The organism is Streptomyces clavuligerus, from assembly GCF_005519465.1.
Taxonomy (GTDB): Bacteria; Actinomycetota; Actinomycetes; order Streptomycetales; family Streptomycetaceae; genus Streptomyces; species Streptomyces clavuligerus.
Genome location: NZ_CP027858.1, coordinates 6,330,271 through 6,348,839 on the forward strand (window position 1 = coordinate 6,330,271; position 18,569 = coordinate 6,348,839).

Annotated in this window: 17 protein-coding genes; 9 read left to right on the forward strand and 8 right to left on the reverse strand. The window is 72.5% G+C overall.

The window, feature by feature from the left end; translation table 11 throughout:
* The first annotated feature begins 4 nt into the window (after window positions 1–4).
* A complete protein-coding gene (locus CRV15_RS26625; protein ID WP_009995263.1) occupies window positions 5–1,522 on the forward strand; it encodes an LVIVD repeat-containing protein in 1,518 nt (505 codons plus the stop codon).
* Window positions 1,523–1,635: 113 nt separating this feature from the next.
* On the opposite strand, the gene CRV15_RS26630 is transcribed toward CRV15_RS26625, so the two are convergent.
* The 5 genes from CRV15_RS26630 to CRV15_RS26650 all read right to left on the reverse strand — a co-directional run bounded on the left by CRV15_RS26630 (window position 1,636) and on the right by CRV15_RS26650 (window position 5,991).
* A complete protein-coding gene (locus CRV15_RS26630) occupies window positions 1,636–2,349 on the reverse strand; it encodes a TetR/AcrR family transcriptional regulator (RefSeq protein WP_003958535.1) in 714 nt (237 codons plus the stop codon).
* Window positions 2,350–2,387: 38 nt separating this feature from the next.
* Complete coding sequence (locus CRV15_RS26635) at window positions 2,388–3,104, reverse strand: phosphatase PAP2 family protein (RefSeq protein WP_003958536.1); 717 nt, start codon at window positions 3,102–3,104, stop codon at window positions 2,388–2,390.
* A gap of 270 nt (window positions 3,105–3,374) precedes the next feature.
* Window positions 3,375–4,310 carry a M56 family metallopeptidase gene (locus tag CRV15_RS26640; protein ID WP_003958537.1) on the reverse strand — a complete coding sequence of 312 codons (936 nt, stop codon included), beginning with the start codon at window positions 4,308–4,310 and terminating at the stop codon, window positions 3,375–3,377.
* Window positions 4,311–4,451: 141 nt separating this feature from the next.
* Window positions 4,452–5,018, reverse strand: coding sequence for a DUF5134 domain-containing protein (locus CRV15_RS26645; RefSeq protein ID WP_003958538.1), 567 nt, complete (start codon window positions 5,016–5,018; stop codon window positions 4,452–4,454).
* 583 nt (window positions 5,019–5,601) lie between these two features.
* Window positions 5,602–5,991, reverse strand: coding sequence for a VOC family protein (locus tag CRV15_RS26650; RefSeq protein WP_003958539.1), 390 nt, complete (start codon window positions 5,989–5,991; stop codon window positions 5,602–5,604).
* Between the two features lie 119 nt (window positions 5,992–6,110).
* Here CRV15_RS26650 and CRV15_RS26655 point away from each other — a divergent pair, with 119 nt between their 5' ends.
* Window positions 6,111–6,698: a GNAT family N-acetyltransferase gene (locus tag CRV15_RS26655; protein ID WP_003958540.1), complete on the forward strand. Its 588-nt coding sequence runs from the start codon at window positions 6,111–6,113 to the stop codon at window positions 6,696–6,698.
* A gap of 66 nt (window positions 6,699–6,764) precedes the next feature.
* Here CRV15_RS26655 and CRV15_RS26660 read toward each other — a convergent pair whose 3' ends face one another.
* Window positions 6,765–7,448, reverse strand: a complete 684-nt coding sequence (locus CRV15_RS26660; protein WP_003958541.1) for a glycerophosphodiester phosphodiesterase — start codon at window positions 7,446–7,448, stop codon at window positions 6,765–6,767.
* Window positions 7,449–7,889: 441 nt separating this feature from the next.
* On the opposite strand from CRV15_RS26660, the gene CRV15_RS26665 reads away from it, so the two are divergent.
* From CRV15_RS26665 to CRV15_RS26675, 3 genes are read left to right on the forward strand one after another with little or no spacing between them, the layout of a single operon-like run.
* Window positions 7,890–9,317, forward strand: coding sequence for a DUF6421 family protein (locus tag CRV15_RS26665; protein WP_003958542.1), 1,428 nt, complete (start codon window positions 7,890–7,892; stop codon window positions 9,315–9,317).
* A 26-nt stretch (window positions 9,318–9,343) separates the two neighbouring features.
* Window positions 9,344–10,096 (forward strand): SDR family NAD(P)-dependent oxidoreductase, encoded by a 753-nt coding sequence (locus CRV15_RS26670; RefSeq protein ID WP_003959425.1) that lies wholly within the window; start codon window positions 9,344–9,346, stop codon window positions 10,094–10,096.
* The gene (locus tag CRV15_RS26675) at window positions 10,075–11,166 is read left to right on the forward strand and encodes a threonine aldolase family protein (protein ID WP_009995256.1); all 1,092 of its coding nucleotides are present in this window, start codon (window positions 10,075–10,077) and stop codon (window positions 11,164–11,166) included. Before CRV15_RS26670 ends, CRV15_RS26675 begins: the two co-directional genes overlap by 22 nt.
* Window positions 11,167–11,288: 122 nt before the next feature.
* Here CRV15_RS26675 and CRV15_RS26680 read toward each other — a convergent pair whose 3' ends face one another.
* Window positions 11,289–12,011 carry a lysophospholipid acyltransferase family protein gene (locus tag CRV15_RS26680; protein ID WP_003958545.1) on the reverse strand — a complete coding sequence of 241 codons (723 nt, stop codon included), beginning with the start codon at window positions 12,009–12,011 and terminating at the stop codon, window positions 11,289–11,291.
* A 427-nt stretch (window positions 12,012–12,438) separates the two neighbouring features.
* On the opposite strand from CRV15_RS26680, the gene CRV15_RS26685 reads away from it, so the two are divergent.
* The 3 genes from CRV15_RS26685 (at window position 12,439) to CRV15_RS26700 (ending at window position 15,993) form a co-directional block, all read left to right on the forward strand.
* Entirely contained in the window at window positions 12,439–13,227 is a 789-nt protein-coding gene (locus tag CRV15_RS26685) for an electron transfer flavoprotein subunit beta/FixA family protein (RefSeq protein ID WP_003958546.1), read from the forward strand.
* Window positions 13,228–13,467: 240 nt separating this feature from the next.
* On the forward strand, window positions 13,468–14,436 hold the full coding sequence (locus CRV15_RS26695) for an electron transfer flavoprotein subunit alpha/FixB family protein (protein ID WP_003958548.1): 969 nt from the start codon (window positions 13,468–13,470) through the stop codon (window positions 14,434–14,436).
* Between the two features lie 321 nt (window positions 14,437–14,757).
* Window positions 14,758–15,993 (forward strand): DUF6986 family protein, encoded by a 1,236-nt coding sequence (locus tag CRV15_RS26700; protein ID WP_044972305.1) that lies wholly within the window; start codon window positions 14,758–14,760, stop codon window positions 15,991–15,993.
* Window positions 15,994–16,029: 36 nt separating this feature from the next.
* Here CRV15_RS26700 and CRV15_RS26705 read toward each other — a convergent pair whose 3' ends face one another.
* Window positions 16,030–17,043, reverse strand: coding sequence for a LacI family DNA-binding transcriptional regulator (locus CRV15_RS26705; RefSeq protein WP_063646033.1), 1,014 nt, complete (start codon window positions 17,041–17,043; stop codon window positions 16,030–16,032).
* A 389-nt stretch (window positions 17,044–17,432) separates the two neighbouring features.
* Between CRV15_RS26705 and CRV15_RS26710 the strand changes: the two genes are divergently transcribed.
* On the forward strand, window positions 17,433–18,401 hold the full coding sequence (locus CRV15_RS26710) for an ROK family protein (RefSeq protein ID WP_003959420.1): 969 nt from the start codon (window positions 17,433–17,435) through the stop codon (window positions 18,399–18,401).
* The last annotated feature ends 168 nt before the right edge of the window (window positions 18,402–18,569 follow it).

Genomic DNA, 18,569 nt, shown 5'->3' on the forward strand with positions numbered 1-18,569 from the left:
CGTAGTGAGTCTGTTGCACAACACCGGTACCCGAGCCAGACGCCTGGGCGGCGCGACCGCCGCCGCCGGACTGCTCGCGACGCTGCTGACGGCCGCCCCGGCCATGGCCACCCCCGACCCCGGGGACAAGCCGTTGGGCGGGGACAAGGTCACCTCCGGCGAGGTGTCCAAGGCCCGTTCCGCCATCGACCAGGGTCGGATACCCGGGGTCGACGAGATCGTCAAAAGCCCCAACATCGAACACCTCGTGAACGTCCCCAAGGGGGCGCTGAAGAACACCAACACGGACATCTCCTTCCAGGGGAAGTACGCCTACGCCGGCAACTACGACGGCTTCACCATCTTCGACATCAGCAACCCCAAGGCGCCGAAGACGGTGTCGGAGGTGCTGTGCCCGGGTGGCCAGAACGATGTCTCGGTCTCCGGCAACCTGCTGATCCTGTCCACCGACTCCTCGCGCAGCGACAACTCCTGCACCAGCACGTCGCAGTCCGCGACGGTCAAGGAGTCGTGGGAGGGCATCAAGGTCTTCGACATCAGCGACAAGCGCAACCCGAAGTACGTCGCCGCTGTCGAGACCGCGTGCGGTTCGCACACCAACACGATCGTGCCGGACGGCCGGAACGTGTACGTCTACGTCTCGTCGTACTCGCCGCAGGCCACGTTCCCCGACTGCAAGCCGCCGCACGACGGCATCTCGATCGTGAAGGTGCCGCGGAAGGCCCCGGAGCAGGCGAGCCTCGTGGGCTTCCCCGTCCTCTTCCCGGACGGCGGCAACCCCGGCGCGCCGACCAACCCGGGGGTCTCCCCGACCTCCGGCTGCCACGACATCACCGTGCTGCCCTCGAAGGACCTGGCCGCCGGAGCCTGCATGGGTGACGGCATCCTCTTCGACATCAAGAACCCGGAGCGCCCGAAGGTCATCGACCGGGTCCAGGACAACGAGAACTTCGCGTTCTGGCACTCGGCCACCTTCAACCAGCGGGCCAACAAGGTCGTCTTCACCGACGAGCTGGGCGGCGGCGGCGCGGCCACCTGCAATGTCGAGGTCGGCCCCGAGCGGGGCGCGAACGGCATCTACGACATCGTCGGCAAGGGCGACCAGCGCAAGCTGGTCTTCCGGAGCTACTTCAAGATCGACCGGCACCAGGCCGCCACCGAGGTGTGCGTGGCGCACAACGGCTCGCTGATCCCGGTCAAGGGCCGTGACCTGATGGTCCAGGCGTGGTACCAGGGCGGCATCTCGGTCTGGGACTTCACCGACTCGTCGAAGCCGAAGGAGATCGGCTACTTCGAGCGCGGCCCGGTCACCCTCGAACGGGTCACCTCCGCGGGCCCCTGGTCGGCGTACTACTACAACGGCCATGTCTACTCCAGTGACATCGCCAAGGGCATCGACGTCCTGAAGATCAACGACAGGCGTACCGACCCGGCGAAGAAGGTCCGGCTGCACGAGCTGAACGTGCAGACCCAGCCGGACTACTTCGACCAGGACGACGACCACGACGAGGACGACGACTGATCCGTCAGGCGTTGTCGCTCCGGTGATCCGCCGGTGACCCGCCGCGGCGGATCACCGGCGGTCGCCCGCCCCCGTCCGGCGGACCTCGCGTCCGGCGGCCGGGGGCCGTTTTGTCAGCGGGCGTCGCCCTCCTGGGCACCGGGCCCCGCCGCACCGCCCGGCCGCTCGTCCGTCCGCGGCTCGTTCCCCGGTTGCCCGTCCACCGGTGGAAGCCCGTCCACCGGTGGAAGCCCGTCCACCGGTGGAACGCCCAGCTCCCAGCCGAGCCCGAAACGCTGGAACAGCTCCCCCCGCAGCCGGGCGGGCGACATCGGCGCACCCGGCAGCACGATCGCGAAAACCGCGCCCATCAGCAGCGCGCGCAGCATCGGATAGTCCGTGTCGACCTGTCGTGAACCCGAACGCTCCACCGCGTCGCGCAACAGCGCGGCCAGCCGCTGCTGTTCGGGGCACTGGATGAACCCCTCGGCCTGGAGCACCCCCGACATATGGGTCCGCATCAGCACCGGCTGCTCGACGGCCAGCCCCAGCACCGCGTCGATCGCCCGGGCCAGCAGCTCCCGCCCGTCGTCGGTGCGCGGCTCACGCGAGAGCGCCGCCTCCAGCGTGCGGTGCATCAGCCGGTGCACCGCCGACTGCAACAACTGGCGCTTGCCCGGGAAGTAGTACGAGACCAGCCCGCGCGCCGAGCCCGCCCGGTCGGCGATGGCGGCCAGGGTGGTCGCCTCGTACCCCCGCTCGCCGATCAGGTCGACGGCCGCCTGGAGCAGCCGGTCACGGGAACGCCTGCGCATCTCTTCATTGACCGACGGGCTCCGCGGGGACATGCTGGACTCCTGCGTTGACTGGCTCCGAGCCAATATACTCAGCGCGTTCCGCCCGCAGGCCCCTCCGGCTCGTCGGCGGCTGTGCTGCCCGGACCGGGCGACGCGGGGGATCGCCCGGTCCGGGCAACCACGGCCCCGGCGCCCCGTCCCGGACGGCGCCGTGCGACCCGCTCGTACACCAGCACCGTGAGCAGCACCCAGCAGATCCCCATCAGCCAGCCCGCCAGGACGTCCGTGGGCCAGTGCACCCCGAGGTAGAGCCGGGTCAGCCCGACACCGATCACCGAGACCGCCGCGAGCACCGCCGCCGCCCGCATCCACCGCGCGCTCACCCGGTGCAGCGCGGCCACCCACAGCAGCAGTCCGCAGACGACGGTGGCGGTCATGGCGTGACCCGAGGGGAAGGCCGCGTAGTGGGCGGAGTCGACCGGGTCCGGCCAGCGCGGGCGCTGCCGGTCGACCGCCGCCTTGACGCCCTGCTGGAACAGGGTGCCGAGGAGCGTCGACAGGGCGACGCACAGCGCGAGCAGCCACTCCCGCCGCAGCGCGAGCCAGACGCAGACCGCCGTGATCAGCGCCCGCATGGTCCACGGGTCCCACACCCAGTCGGTCAGCACCCGGTTGACGTGTACCGCCGTCGGCTGCCGCACCGCCCATCGGTGCAGCTCCCGGGCCACGGACTCGTCGAACGACAGCAGCGGCGGCCAGGCTGTGGCGACCAGCGCCAGCAGGACGGCCGAGAGCACCGCCGACACGGCGCAGACCCGGGCAGGCCACTGCGGGCGGTCGGGCGGCGTCGATCCTGCGGGGTGCGCGGGTCGGGGGGAGCGCATGACAGCGATCATTCCTCTCTGCGGGGGTCCGGCGGTTGCGGCACGCCCCGGTCCGGCCGGGGAAACGCGGCGATCCCCGCCGAGGTGCGCCGCCGCCCGGAGCGCAGGCCGCGGCCCCGGCCCTCCCGGGCCGTGCGCGGACGCCGATCCGCCCGGTCGGGGCAGCGGGCCGGACGGATCAGGTCGGGCGGGTCAGGTCAGGGCGCGCAGCGCGGGGACGAACGCCACCAGCACCGGGACGACCGGCACCAGCGCGGCCGCGGCGGTCAGCCGCAGCCGGTGGCCCGGAGTGAGCCGCGGCGTCGCCGACAGCAGCCGGTCGACCCGCTGCGGAAGCTGGCCCCGGTGCGTGGGGCAGGGCCCGAACACGCCCCGGTCCTCGTTCAGCTCCACCAGCGCGAGCGCGGTGGTGAGCCGCCCGAACCGCTTGGACGCGGAGTCGTCGGCCGCCAGCTCCACCAGCCGGTGCATCTCGTCACGGAACGCGGCGAACACCGGGATCTGCGGAAAGCCCGAGGCCAGCGCGGAGGAGCAGTGCAGCAGCCAGTCGTGCCGGGCGCGGGCGTGCCCCTGCTCGTGCGCGAGCACCGCGTCCAGCTGGCGGCCCTTCAGCCGCCGGAGCGCGGCCGTGGTGATCACGAGCTGCGGCGTGCCGCCCGGGAGCCACCAGGCGTCGGGCCGCTCCCCCTCCAGCACCACCAGGGGCTCGCTGCCCGGGGTCTCGCCGGGCAGCAGCGGCGCGCGCACCAGCAGCTCGGCACGGTGTCTGCGGCGGCGGGCCCGCGCGTCCCTGATCTCACGGGTCAGCATCGCGGCCGTCCACAGCCCGCCGCAGGCGAGCACGGCCGCGAGCAGGGCCGCCCACGGACCCTCGGTGCCGAGCGCGTACGCCTCCATCACCCCGTGCGGCGCCGGGGCGAAGACCTGCCCCCGGACGAACTGCCAGGCGGCTGCCGCGCTGAAGACCATCGACAGCGCGAAGCAGAGCAGCACGGCGGCGACCACGCACTGCCACACCCAGAGCGCCACGATCGGCTCGCGTTCCCGCCAGTTCGCGCGCGCGACGAGACGGGGGGCCAGCACGGCGGCCAGGGCTCCGAGCGACAGCAGCACGAGGGAGACCAACATGTGATCACCCTATGAGCGTCGCGGTGCCCTCGGATACGCACGGGCAGGCCAAGTGACGTACGACACGTTTCCCCGCCGGGCGGGTGGTTCACCGCGGGTGTCCGCGCGGGGCGGCCCCGTACGCCGGAGCCGGTCCGGCCGTCAGAGCGCCAGCAGCATCGCCAGCATGCCGAGCGCCATGGTCAGACGGCACGCGGACGTCAGCTCCGCCCCGGGCTCCGTGCCGTCCCCCCACGCCCCGGAGCCCGCCGCCGGCACCACCGGTACCGAGGGCACCAGACGGGCGCCCGCGCGCAGCGCGTACACCGCGTAATAGACGAGCAGCGCACCCGTCACCAGCGGGATTCCGGCCGCCGAGGGGGGTCCGGTGTGCACGGCGTGACCGGAGGCGGACGCGGGCGTCATCGCCACAGCCATGTAGACCATCGCCAGCGAGCCGACGAGATGGTGCAGATGACCCGCCGGGCCGTGCCGCGCGGACCACAGCGCGTGCACCGCCGCCCCGCCGAACACCACCGCGTACACCGGCCCTGCGGCGTCCATGACGGCGGGCAGCGCCATCGCCGCCATCCCCAGCCCCATCAGCCCGTCCTCGACACCCGCCCGGCGCCCGGGGCCCGGACACCGCCGCACCCGGGCCAGGCAGTAACCACCGGTCGCCGCCGAGAGCGCGGCGATCAGCCACCCCGCCACCACAGGTCCGTGCACGGCACGTCTCCTTCTTTTTTGTGGCTCGGTTCTCTGCCTTTTTGTGGCTCGGTTCGCCTCCGGGTGCCAGAGCGTGCGCCGACGGTCGACCGTGCTCGGCCGCTCGTTCCTCACGGCCTGCGCGCGCTCTCCGCTTTCGGCACCCGCGGCACCCCTTCGGCTCACTCGCCGCAGGGTCGAGGCAAACGCCCGGCCCAAGGGGCGGGGGCGCGCTCTCCGCTTTCGGCAGCCACGCGCCCCTTCGGCTCACTCGCCCCGGGGTGCGGGCAGCCGGGCCAGGCCATCGCCCGCGCAGGGGCGGTGTACGGGTGCGCCCTTTCGGCTCACTCGCCGCAGGGCGAGGAGGGGATCGTCCCCCTGCACGGAGCACTCGCGGCACCCCCTCGGATCACTCGCCCCCGGGGCGAAGGGCATCGTCCACTCGCCCCCGGGGCCCGGCGGCACCCCTTCGGCTTACTTGCCCCGGTGGCAAGGCCATCACCCACTCACACCACGGGACGGAGGCTGTCGCGCCCCTTCGGCCCACTCGCCGCAGGGGGCCGGGGGGATCGTCCGGCCCGGGAGCCGGGCGGAGGCGTGTCGGTCACGGCCGGTAGCGCAGGGGGTGGTCGGCGGGGACCTCCACGAGGACGATGCGGTGGCCGTCCGGGTCGGTGATCCACATTTCGATCAGACCCCACGGTTCCCGTACCGGTGGGCGCAGGATCGTCGCACCCGCCGTGGACAACTGCTCGTGGGCGGCGGCGACGTCCTCGACCTGGAGCCACAGTTCGATGGCGCCCTCGTCGGTCCGTTCCGGCACCCGGCGGGACAGCTCCAGATGGCCGCCGCCGAGGAAGTAGACCGTGCCCCGCTCGGGGCCGGTGCCGAACTCCCGGTAGACCGGGAGACCGAGCGTCTGTCCGTAGAACTCCCGCGACCGGTCCGGGTCGACCGGCCGCACCATGATCCGGCTGCTCAACACATGCACCATGCGCGCACCTTAGAGCCTGGACGGGGGCTCCGCACCGGTGCGCGCGGGATCCGGCGGGAGAGCGCCGCGTCGCACCCCGTACGCTCGGGGCGACGATCATGAAAGGGAGTGACCCACCGATGAACAGAACCGACACCGCACCCGCCCCGGACACCGGCGCGCTCGTTTTCCGGGACGCCCAGGGGGAGGACGTGCCCGCGCTGGCGGAGGTGATCCACCGTGCCTACCGGGTGGGCGCCGACCGTTCCTGGACCTCCGAGTCGGAGTTGATCAAGGGGCCGCGGACCACGGTGCCCGCGCTGCGGGAGCTGATCGCCGCACCCGGGGGACGGCTGCTGGTCGCGGAGCGTGACGGTGCGCCGGTCGGCTGCTGCCGTCTCGAAGACCGGGGCGGGTCGGCCCACTTCGGGATGTTCGCCGTGGACCCCTCGGCCCAGGCCACCGGTGTCGGCCGCCGCATCCTGGCCGAGGCGGAGCGCGTGGCCCGTGACCACTGGAGCGCGCGGGAGATGCGGATGACGGTGATCTCCCTGCGGGCGGAGCTGATCGCCTGGTATGTCCGCCGGGGTTACCGCCGTACGGGCGAGCTGAGCCCCTTCCCGTACGGCGAGCTCGCCGTCGGTACGCCCGTGCGGGCCGACCTCGTCTTCGAACTGCTGGTCAAGGATCTGGCGGCGAACCCGGCCGAGCAACTGTCGGCGGGCTGACCGGCGGCCCCGCCGAGGGCCCGGCCGGTGGGCGCGCCCGCGTGGGGCCGCCGGGGCGCGCCCGTGTCACGCGGTGAACCGGCCGGTGCGTTTGATCTCCGGGAAGTCCGTCGTGGCGCCGTCGAGTTCGAGGGCGCGCGCCAGCCGGAGGTGTTCCTGCGTGTTCACCACCCAGCCGATGATCCCGACCCCCTGGGCCCGGGCCTGCTCGGCGGTCTCCAGCGTGAGGCGGCGGATGTTCAGCGCCAGGGTGTCGGCCCCCACGGTCCGGGCGCGGTCCACGATGTCCGCGCCCCAGCGGCCGGCGATGAGCACCGTCCGCACCCCCGGCACCAGGGCGGAGATCTCCGCGATCGCCTCGTCGTGGAACGAGGACACGGTGACCCGGTCCACCAGGTCCCGGTGGAGCATCACCCGGGCGAGCGCCCGCGCGGCGGCCACGTCCTTGATCTCCGCCTGGAGCGGTGCGCCCACCGCGTCCAGCACCTCCTCGAAGACCGGCACCCGTTCGCCGTCGCCCGCGTCCAGCCCGCGCAGCTCCGCGAGGGTCTTCTCCGCGATGGGGCCGGTGCCGTCGGTCGTCCGGTCCACCGCGGCGTCATGCATGACGACGAGTGCGCCGTCCTTGCTCAGATGGAGGTCGAGTTCGATGGCGTCCATGCCGCAGCGTTCGGCCCGGACGAAGGAGCGCAGGGTGTTCTCCGGCTCGACACCCATGACCCCGCGGTGACCGATGATGAGGAAAGTCAAGATTCTCTCGCTTCCGTCGACGGCGGTTGCCCTGCGCCGGGGCCGGTCGTCCGGCCCGGCCGGTCCCATTGATCCGGGCCTGTCCGGTCTGATCGGTTCGATCGTTTTGCACGGCAAGGACGCAGCCTAGTGGCCCCTCCCGGTCCGGCAAGCACGTGCGCGGGGCCCATGGGGGCGTGTCCGTCCGCCGGTGCGCCGGTGGCGACCCCCGGCCCCGTTCCGCGCCCCCGTCCCGTCTGCGGCGATCCACTCCGTGCCGCCGGGCGGACACTGAGGGTCACCGGGAGGTAACGGGAGAAGGTGACTCGTGCCCCCGCCTGTGCCGGAAACCTTCCGGTGATCATGCGAGAGGGCAGGATAATTTCTTTGAACGCACTTGTCCTGAAGAACAACCCATGGATACGGTGTTTTGACGGAAGGTTCACCCGTGGAGGACGTGACATGACGGAAATTCTTGTGCAGGACGCCGCGTCCGCGGTAAAGGCCGATGAACGGGTGATCGACCACCCCGCCTGGACACGGCTCAAGAATGCCGTCGAGGAGATCCGCCCCTGGCAGTCCAAGGACGGCTCCATCGACTTCGACGCCGAGGGAGCCCCGACCCGCGCCCTGGCCGAGGACGCCGTCTCCCGCGTGGCCGACGCGGTGACCGAGCTGTCCCCGCTGCTCCCGCACGACGCCGCCTACCACCGGGCCCTCGTCGCCGACCTGCGCGGATGGGCCGACGCCGCGTTCGACGTCCCCGACTTCCTGGACTCGCTGCTCGCCTTCCAGCCCGCGGCCGACCGCCGCGACGGCCTTCAGCACCTCGTCGTCTTCCCCATGTACACGCAGAACGGCAACCCGGACCGCAATCTGGAGGCCGTCGTCCTGCGCATGGTCTGGCCCGAGTGGCTGGCCGAACTGGAGCGCGAGCACTACGACAACCCGCTCTTCTGCGGCATCACCTTCGAGGACTTCACGGCCGGGTACGACACCAACTCCGCCGTCCTCTTCCCGGAGACCATAGCCGTCCGGCAGGCCCCCGAGCGCTTCACCTGGGGCGGCATCTTCTGCGACCGCGAGGCGGCCCGCTTCCGCGCCGTGACCACCGCCGCCGTCGGCGTACTGGGTCTGGACCTCCCCGAGGACATCCGGGAGATGATCGAGGACCAGCAGCGCTGCCAGGAGGCGTTCGTCCTCTGGGACATGGTCCACGACCGCACCCACAGCCACGGCGACCTGCCCTTCGACCCGTTCATGATCAAGCAGCGCCAGCCGTTCTGGATGTACGGCCTGGAGGAGCTGCGCTGCGATCTCACCGCCTTCAAGGAGGCCGTGCGGCTGGAGGCCGGGGGCAACCCCCACGGCCGCGATGTCCAGTACGCGGTTCTCTTCGACCGGATGTTCCGATTCCCGGTCACCGGCGACCGGAATCGCAACTATGACGGTCTCGGTGGGCAGCTTCTGTTCGCCTACCTCCACCGGCACGATGTGCTCCGGTGGACCGACAACACCCTCAAGATCGACTGGGAGCGGGCCCCGCAGATCACCAACCAGCTCTGCGCCGAGATCGAGAAGCTCTACCGCGACGGCATCGACCGGCCCAAGCTGGTCCACTGGTTCGCCGCGTACGAGCTGGTCTCCACCTACCTCGCCCCGCACCCCGGCTCCCGCTGGGCCAAGGGCCCGGACGCCCTGGACCTGAGCCAGCCGCCGCGCAAGCTGGTGGACGACGTGCTTCCCGACGAGTTTCCGCTCAGCATGTTCTATGAGGCTCTTGCCAAGAAGCTCAAGAACGTGATCGCCTCCACGAAGGGGATCACCGCCGCGGGTCCGGTGTCCGCGGGTCCGGTGTCCACGGGCACCGCCGCGGGGGTCGCCGCGTGAACACAAGCACCAAGGAGGCTGGGACCATGAAGAACTCGGGCGGCCCGCTGGAGGGCGCCGTCATCGCGGTCGCCGGCGCCGCGGGACCGGCGGGACAGGCGGCTCTGCTGCGCCTGGCGGACGCCGGGGCCACCGTCGTCGGGGCCGACGCGGACGCGGAGCGCCTGGCGTCCGCGGTCGACGCCGCCCGCTACGCGCACGGCGGGGCCACCGTCACCGGGGACACCGTCGATCTGCTCGACCTCGACGCCACCCGGGCCTGGGCGGAGAAGACCGAGCGCGACTTCGGCCGGGTCGACGGACTGGTCCACCTCGTCGGCGGCTGGCGCGGCAGCTCCTCGTTCGCCACCACCGAACTGGGCGACTGGGAGGTTCTGGAACGGCTGCTGATCCGCACCGTGCAGCACACCTCACTCGCCTTCCACGACGGGCTGCTCCGCAGCGACCGGGGCCGCTATCTGCTGGTCAGCGCCGCCGGTGCCAGCTCGCCGACCGCGGGCAACGCCGCCTACGCCGCCGCCAAGGCCGCGGCCGAGGCATGGACGCTCGCCCTCGCCGACTCCTTCCGCAAAGCGGGCGGCGAGACCGGACCGGGAGCCGGGGCTGCGATCCTCGTGGTCAAGGCTCTGGTGCACGACGCCATGCGCGCCGAGCGCCCGAACGCGAAGTTCGCGGGCTTCACCGATGTCACCGACCTGGCCGACGCCGTCGCCGGTGCCTGGGACCGGCCCGCCGAGGAAGTGAATGGACAGCGCCTGTGGCTGACGCCCCACCCGTGAAGCACGCCGCGACGGCGGCCCGCCGCCGCCACGACCCCGCCGTACGCGGTTTCGCCAGCGACAACTACGCGGGCGTACACCCGGAGGTCCTCGCGGCCATCGCCCTCGCCAACGACGGCCACCAGGTCGCCTATGGCGAGGACGTGTACACCGACCACCTCCAGCGGGTGATCCACAGCCACTTCGGCCCCACCGCCGAAGCCTTCCCCGTCTTCAACGGCACCGGCGCCAACGTGACCGCCCTCCAGGCGCTCACCGACCGCTGGGGAGCCGTGGTCTGCGCCGAGACCGCCCACATCAACGTGGACGAGGGCGGCGCGCCCGAGCGGATGGGCGGGCTGAAGCTGCTCACCGTGCCCACGCCCGACGGCAAGCTCACCCCCGAGCTGATCGACCGGCAGGCATGGGGCTGGGAGGACGAGCACCGGGCGATGCCGCAGGTCGTCTCGATCACCCAGAACACCGAGCTGGGCACCGTCTACACCCCGGCCGAGATCCGCGCCATCGTGGAACACGCCCACGCCCGGGGGATGAAGGTCCATCTCGACGGGGCCCGCATAGCCAACGCGGCGGCCTCGCTCGACACCCCCATGCGCACCTTCACCAACGCGGTCGGGGTCGACGTGATCACCTTCGGCGGCACCAAGAACGGCATGCTCTTCGGCGAGGCGGTCGTCGTCCTCAACCCGGACGCGGTCAGCCATATGAAGCATCTGCGCAAGCTGTCCATGCAGCTCGCCTCGAAGATGCGCTTCATATCGGTGCAGTTGGAGGCGCTGCTCGCGCAGGACCTGTGGCTGCGCAACGCCCGGCACGCCAACGCCATGGCCCAGCGGCTCGCCACGGGCGTGCGCCAGGTCGACGGTGTCGAGATCCTGCACCCGGTCCAGGCCAACGCCGTTTTCGCACGGCTGCCGCACGATGTCGGCGTGCGGCTCCAGAAGCGCTTCCGCTTCTACTTCTGGGACGAGGCGGCCGGTGAGGTCCGCTGGATGTGCTCCTTCGACACGACGGAGGACGACGTCGACTCGTTCATCCAGGCACTGAAGGAGGAGATGGCGCGCGGCTGACACCGCGCCCCTCCGCGGCACAGCGACACCGGGCCCTGCTCTTCGGGCAGGGACACGGACGAGCGGCGGCCGACCGGATCTCCCGGTCGGCCGCCGCTCGCTGTTCGCTGCTGGTTCCGTGGTCAGCGGGGTTCGCGCAGCTCCTCGGGGGTGGGCGCCGTACCGCCCAGATGCGCGGGGAGCCACCAGGAGTCCCCGGCGCCCACGGGCCGCTGCGGATAGTCCCGCTGCGCGTCTTCGAGGAGCCCCTGCACCTGCTCGCGCAGCCGCCGGGTGATGGCGCCCGCGTACTGGTCCTTCGGCGCTTCCACCGGCGCGCCCACCCGGATGGTCACCGGGGTGTGGCTGCGGCTGAAATTGCGCGGACGGCCCTTGGTCCACAGCCGCTGGGTCCCCCACACGGCCACCGGGATCAGTGGCACCCCGGCCTCCTGCGCCAGCCGGGCGGCACCCGACTTGAACGACTTCAGGGTGAACGACTCCGAGATCGTCGCCTCCGGGAAGACGCCGACGATCTCCCCCGCGCGCAGCGACTCCAGCGCGTGCTTGTACGCCGCCTCACCCTGCTTGCGGTCCACCGGGATGTGCTTCATCCCGCGCATCAGCGGTCCGGAGATCTTGTGCCGGAAGACGGACTCCTTGGCCATGAAGCGCACCAGACGCTTCTGCGGCAGAGCGGCCAGGCCGGTGAAGATGAAGTCCAGATAGCTGATGTGGTTGCTGACGAGCACGGCTCCGCCCGTACGCGGGATGTTCTCCGAGCCCTTGGTGTCGATCTTCAGATCCCACACCTTGAACAGGGTGAGAGCAAGACCGACGACCGGCCGGTAGACGAAGTCTGCCATCGGAGGGGAGGACCCTTCTGTCGTGCCCGGGGAGGGTTCGCCCGGTAGAAGTTACGCAGCCGTAGGTTTTCGGCACTGCGCAGATCGTGCCCCATGTGCGCCGCTCTGACCAGTCCTGGTGGCCCCGGTGGGGGAGATTCTTGTCACGTCGTACATTTCTGGCGCCGATTCGGGGTCGAGGCGTGCTCGGACCGCTCGTGGAGCCATGTGGGCGGTGGTTCTCCGGCGTCGGCAAGGTCACAGTTCCAAGCGCTTGCTCACGGGGTAGGTTGGAAACGTACTGGCGAGTAATATCCGGCTCGGAGCCCGGTCGTTCCGATCGGAGAACCCCGCCTTCCGGCCCCGTGCCGCCCGCTGTCCGCCTCCGGACAGGACCGGGCCCGGGGCGGGAGACATCGAAGTGGTCACCGCGAGGAGGAGAGCCCCCGTGAGCTTGAGGATTGTTGTCTGTGTGAAGTATGTGCCGGATGCGGCGGGTGAGCGGCGGTTTGCCGGGGATGGGACGGTGGACCGGGAGGGTGTGGACGGTCTGTTGTCGGAGCTGGACGAGTACGCGGTGGAGCAGGCGCTGCGGATCGCGGAGGGTTCGGACGGTGAGGTGGATGTCACGGTGTTGACGGTGGGTCCGGAGGATGCGCGGGAGGCGGTGTCGAAGGGTCTGCGGATGGGGGCGGACCGGGGTGTGCATGTGGAGGACGGGGGTGTGCACGGGTCGGATGTGATGGGGACGTCGCTGGTGCTGGCCGCTGCGGTGGAGAAGGCGGGTTTTGATCTGGTGCTGTGCGGGATGGCGTCGACGGACGGGGCGATGGGGGTGCTGCCGGCGGTGCTGGCGGAGCGGCTGGGGGTGCCGCAGGTGACGCTGTTGTCGGAGGTGTCCGCCGGGGGTGGTGCGGTGTCGGGGCGCCGGGACGGTGACCGGGCCAGTGAGCGGGTGGAGGCGCCGCTGCCGGCGGTGGTGTCGGTGACGGACCAGTCGGGTGAGGCGCGGTATCCCTCGTTCAAGGGGATCATGGCGGCGAAGAAGAAGCCGGTCGTGGAGTGGGATCTGGACGATCTGGGCCTGGACGCGGACGGGGTGGGGCTCGCGGGCGCGTTCACCGAGGTGGTGGAGGCGGTGGAACGCCCGGCGCGGACGAAGGGCGAGATCGTCACCGACGAGGGCGACGGCGGGCTGAAGGTGGCCGCGTTCCTGGCCGGACGCAAGTTCATCTGACACCCCCCTTATCTCTTCCCCCTCCGTGCCCTCCGTCCCCTCCGCCGCTGCCGGTGTCCCTGTCGGTGCCGGTGTCCCCGCCCCCGTCGGTGGTGGTGTCGTCGGTGCCGTCTTCGGTGCTGGTGCTGGTGCTGGTGTGGGTGGTGTGGGTGGTGGTGTGGGTGGTGGTGTTTTCGGTGTGGTCTTTTTCTGTGGTTGTTGTCCGGTGTTGCGGGTTCTTCGTGGTTGGGAGTGTGTGTCGTGGCTGAGGTTGTTGTGTGGGTGGATCATGCCGGTGGTGTGGTGGCGAAGCCGTCGCTGGAGCTGCTGACGGTGGCGCGGCGGCTGGGTGATCCGGTGGCGGTGGTGGCGGGTGAGGGTGCCGCGGGGGCGGCGGGTGTGCTGGGGGAGCACGGTGCGGTGCGGGTGCTGGTGTCGGAGGCGCCCGAGTACGGGGAGTTCCTGGTGGTGCCGAAGGTGGACGCGCTGGCGGCGGCGGTGGGTGCGGTGGGGGTGCCGGTGGCGGTGCTGGTGTCCTCGGGGGGTGAGGGCCGGGAGATCGCGGCGCGGCTGGCGGTGCGGACGGGTTCGGGGATCGTGACGGACGCGGTGGATGTGGAGGTGGGCGCGGACGGCGGGCCGGTGGCGGTGCAGTCGGTGTTCGCGGCGTCGTTCACGACGCGGTCGCGGGTGACGCGGGGGGTGCCGGTGATCGTGGTGAAGCCGAACGCGGCGCCGGTGGAGGCGGCTCCCGCGGCGGGTGCGGTGGAGAATCTGGATGTGGTGTTCTCCCCGGCCGCGGTGTGTGCGCGGGTGGTGGAGTGTGCGGGGCGGGAGGCGAGCGGGCGTCCGGAGCTGACGGAGGCGGCGGTCGTGGTCTCCGGCGGGCGGGGTGTGGGCGGCGCGGAGAACTTCGCGGTCGTCGAGGCACTCGCGGACGCGCTGGGCGCCGCGGTGGGGGCCTCGCGGGCGGCGGTCGATGCGGGCTGGTACCCGCACTCCCACCAGGTCGGGCAGACCGGCAAGAGCGTGTCACCGCAGCTGTACATCGCGTCCGGGATCTCCGGCGCGATCCAGCACCGGGCGGGCATGCAGACCTCGAAGACCATCGTCGCAATCAACAAGGACCCCGAAGCCCCGATCTTCGACCTCGTCGACTACGGCGTCATCGGCGACCTCCACACCGTCCTGCCCCAACTCACCGACGACATCAACCACCGCAAGAACTGACCTCGTCCAGCCGCGACAGGGTCGCCGCACCGCACCGCCTCCCGGTGCCCCGGACTCTTCGGCGCCGTTGACGCGCTGACCGAGCCGCCGTTAACTTCGCCATCCGGATTTGAGATTCCGATCAGCGAAAACCGGGAGGTCGGTGCGGTGACGGATCATCAGAGGAAGACCCGTCCGGCGGAGCAGGAGCAGGAGCAGGAGCAGGACCAGAGGCAGAGGCAGAAAGGGGAACGGGGGCGGGAACGGGCCGCCGCCCCCGGTACGGCCGCTGACGCCGGTACCGGGGTCTCGCTCAGCCTCCCTCCCTCGGTCCATGACGAGATCGGCGCCCTGCTGGCCCCGGTGGACGCCGATCTCGTCCGCCGCTACCCGGGTGACCCCGGCACCCGCCGCCCGGTCCACACCGTCTACGTCCCCGGTGACGCCCTCACCGCCGGAACCCTCCGCTCCTGGGGGGACAGGGCACTCGCCGCGCTCGACGAACACGCCCCCGACGCCGCCTCCTTCGCGGCCGTGCTCGGCATCCCCGGCGGTCTCGCCGAGCAGGTGTACACCCGTGTACGGGCCAAGCTGGACCGGGAACCCGTGGAGGATCTGCGGATCGACTTCGAGGACGGGTACACCGGCGGCGGCGCCACCGAGGACGCCGACGCGGCGCGGGCCGCCCGGCTGCTCGCCGGGGCGCACCGGGACGGCACCGCCGCCCCGTACACGGGCATCCGGGCGGCCTGTCTGGAGGCCCCGGTGCGTGACCGGGGCATCCGCACCCTCGACATCTTCCTCACCGGGTTGTTGGAGCACGGAGGGGCGCTGCCCCCGGGGCTCGTCCTCACCCTCCCGAAGGTCTCCTACGCCGAGCAGGTCACCGCGTTCGTCCGGCTGCTCGAAGCCTTCGAGCGGACCCACGGCCTCCAACCGGGCCGGATCGGCTTCGAGATACAGATCGAAACCAGCCAGGCGATCCTCGCCGCCGACGGCACCGCCACGGTCGCCCGGATGATCGACGCGGCGGACGGCCGGGCCACCGGGCTCCACTACGGCACCTTCGACTACAGCGCGGCGCTCGGGGTGAGCGCCGCCCACCAGGCGAGCGACCATCCCGCCGCCGACCACGCCAAGGCGGTGATGCAGGTGGCCGCCGCGGGCACCGGCGTCCGGGTCTGCGACGGCTCGTCCAACGTCCTGCCCGTCGGCACCACCGAGCAGGTCCACGCGGCCTGGCGGCTGCACTACGGACTTGTCCGCCGCGCTCTCGCCCGCGCCTACTACCAGGGGTGGGACATGCACCCCGGGCAGCTCCCGACCCGTTACGCCGCTGTCTACGCCTTCTACCGGGCGGGGTTCGCGGAGGCGGCCGGGCGGCTCGGCGGCTACGCGGAGCGCGCGGGCGGGGCCGTCCTGGACGAGCCCGCCACGGCCCGGGCGCTCGCCTCCCACCTGCTGCGCGGTATCGAGTGCGGCGCCCTCGACACCGCCGAGACCACGGTGGCGTGCGGTCTCGCCCCGGACCGCCTGCGTGCCTTCGCCGCACCCCGCGGCGGCACACCGGCCCGCTGAGCCGCGTGCGGTGGGCGTCGAGCTGTGCCCGTGTGCTCAGGCGGTGCCCGCCGGTGGCGGGATCTCGCCCGACCCCCGGGGGATGAGTTCCGTCGCCAGTGTCACCCGTACCGGCTCGCCGCCCGCGCCGTCGAGCCTCCGGAACAACTGCTCCGCCGCCGTGCGCCCGAGGGCCCGCGCGTCCTGGGCGACGACGGTGATCCCCAGCAGGTCGGCGAGGTCCAGATCGTCGAAGCCGACCAGGGCGACGGGGTGTTCACGCCCCGTCCCGGCCGCGGCCCGGGGCCCGGCGAGGACCCGTACGGCCGTCACGGTGACACGGTTGTTGCCCGCGAGGACCGCCGTCACCGGCTCCGGGCCGGTCAGCATGGCCCGGACCGCGTCCCGGACCCGCTCCGGGGCGGTCGGGCCCAGGGAGACCCAGGACGGGCCGACGGGGAGCCCCGCGTCGGCCATGGCCGCCCGGTAGCCGCGCAGCCGCTCGGCGGCGGTGTGGATACGGGGCCGGTCGCCGACGAACCCGATCCGGCGGTGGCCATGGGCGATCAGATGAGCCGTGCCCGCCCGCGCCCCGCCGAAGCTGTCGGAGAGGACGGTGTCCGCGTCGATCAGCCCGGCGGGCCGGTCCACGAACACGGTCGCCACCCCCGCGCGTATCTCGGGCTCCAGATAGCGGTGGTCGTGACCGGCGGGGATCACGATCAGCCCGTCCACGCGGCGGGCGCACAGCGCGAGCGCCAACTCCTGCTCCCGCTCCGGGTCCTCGGCGCTGGAGCCGTTGATGAGCAGGGCGCCGTGCGCGCGGGCGACCTCCTCCACCGCGCGGCTCAGCGGGCCGTAGAACGGGTCGGCGAGGTCTTCGAGCACCAGCCCGACGGACGCGGTACGGCCCTTGCGCAGCACCCGCGCGCTGTCGTTGCGGCGGAAGCCCAGGGCCTCGATGGCCTCCTGGACCCGGCGTTCGGTGTCGGCGGTGACCCCGGGCTCGCCGTTGACCACCCGGGAGACGGTCTTCAGGCCGACCCCGGCCCGCGCGGCGACGTCCTTCATCGTGGGCCGGTTGCCCCAGGGGCGCTCCGGTGCTCCGGAGCCCCGGCCGGACGCGAGGGAGGGGTGAACGGTGTCGGCCACAGTGCGTCGTCCTGTCTCGTCGGGTGGGTGGGGCGGTGCACCGGTCCGGCGCCCGCCTGCCCTCAGGTGTCGCCGGTCCGGTGCCGCCCGTCCCAGGTGCTGCCGGTCCGCGTGTCCCGGCCCGGGTGCCACCGGGGCCGGGCGACGCCCGTCCGGGTGCGGCTGATCCGGGTGCCGCCGGTCCGGTGTGTCTGCGCCGAGCGGCGCGGAGTAGCGATGAGCATAGGCCCTGGACAACGTTGTCAGGGCTGGGGAGACTGTTCTCCCGTCAGGTAGGTAGGACCAGTTCACCGGGGGATGCCAGACCGATGCGCAACGACCTCGTCGCCGCCCTGGACATCGGCGGAACCAAGATCGCGGGTGCACTGGTGGACGGCGGGGGACGGCTCCTGCTGCGTGCGCGGCGGTCCACCCCCGCCCAGGAGGACGCCGAGACGGTGATGGCCGCCGTGGACGCGGTGCTGGGCGAGCTGACCGGGTCCCTCCCGTGGACGCGTGTCACCGCTGTCGGCATCGGCAGCGCGGGTCCGGTGGACGCGTCGGCGGGCACGGTCAGCCCGGTCAACGTGCCGGGGTGGCGCGATTTCCCCCTCGTCCCCCGGGTCGCGCGGAGCGTTGGCGGGCTGCCCGTCACACTGGTGGGCGACGGGGTCGCGATGGCCGCCGCCGAGCACTGGCAGGGCGCGGCCCGCGGCTGCCGGAACGCGCTCTGTCTGGTGGTGTCCACGGGGGTCGGCGGCGGACTCGTCCTGGACGGCCGGGTGCATGCCGGGCCCACCGGGAACGCGGGCCATATCGGCCACATCAGCGTCGACCTCGACGGCGAGCCCTGTCCGTGCGGGGGGCGCGGCTGTGTGGAGCGCACGGCCAGCGGCCCCAGCATCGCCCGCCGGGCGCTGGCGAACGGCTGGCGGCCGGGCCCGGACGGCGACACCTCGGCCGCCGCCGTGGCCGCGGCGGCCCACCGGGGCGACCCGGTCGCGGTGGCCTCGTTCGAACGGGCGGCCCAGGCGCTGGCTGCCGGGATCGCCGCGACCGCCGCCCTGGTGGAGATCGAGACCGCGGTGGTCGGCGGGGGAGTGTCCCGGGCGGGCGAGGTGCTGTTCGCCCCGCTGCGGCGCCATCTGCGGGAGTACGCCACGCTCTCCTTCGTCCGGGACACGACCGTGGTGCCCGCGCTGACGGGCACCGACGCGGGGCTGGTGGGCGCTGCCGCCGCCGCCCGGCTCGGCGGGAGGGGCACGGCGGAGGCGGTCGTCGGCGGACGGCCGTCCTGAGCACCCCGGGCCGCTGCCGTATTCCGCGCGGCGCGGTGGCCCGGGGCCGGGGCGACCCGGGGGCGCGGGCGCGACGGCCGGGGAGCCGTCCGGGGCGCTCCCCGCGCGGGCGCGGCGGACGACACCCGACGACTCCCCGGCGCGGCCTCGGCCACGGCCCGTGGGACG

Excerpts from the sequence above, each read along its gene's own strand:
- CRV15_RS26630 (WP_003958535.1), bottom strand. The coding sequence starts at position 2,349 with ATGTCCCCGCGGAGCCCGTCGGTCAATGAAGAGATGCGCAGGCGTTCC.
- CRV15_RS26640 (WP_003958537.1), bottom strand. The coding sequence starts at position 4,310 with ATGTTGGTCTCCCTCGTGCTGCTGTCGCTCGGAGCCCTGGCCGCCGTG.
- CRV15_RS26650 (WP_003958539.1), bottom strand. The coding sequence starts at position 5,991 with ATGGTGCATGTGTTGAGCAGCCGGATCATGGTGCGGCCGGTCGACCCG.
- CRV15_RS26655 (WP_003958540.1), top strand. The coding sequence starts at position 6,111 with ATGAACAGAACCGACACCGCACCCGCCCCGGACACCGGCGCGCTCGTT.
- CRV15_RS26665 (WP_003958542.1), top strand. The coding sequence starts at position 7,890 with ATGACGGAAATTCTTGTGCAGGACGCCGCGTCCGCGGTAAAGGCCGAT.
- CRV15_RS26670 (WP_003959425.1), top strand. The coding sequence starts at position 9,344 with ATGAAGAACTCGGGCGGCCCGCTGGAGGGCGCCGTCATCGCGGTCGCC.
- CRV15_RS26680 (WP_003958545.1), bottom strand. The coding sequence starts at position 12,011 with ATGGCAGACTTCGTCTACCGGCCGGTCGTCGGTCTTGCTCTCACCCTG.
- CRV15_RS26705 (WP_063646033.1), bottom strand. The coding sequence starts at position 17,043 with ATGAAGGACGTCGCCGCGCGGGCCGGGGTCGGCCTGAAGACCGTCTCC.
- CRV15_RS26710 (WP_003959420.1), top strand. The coding sequence starts at position 17,433 with ATGCGCAACGACCTCGTCGCCGCCCTGGACATCGGCGGAACCAAGATC.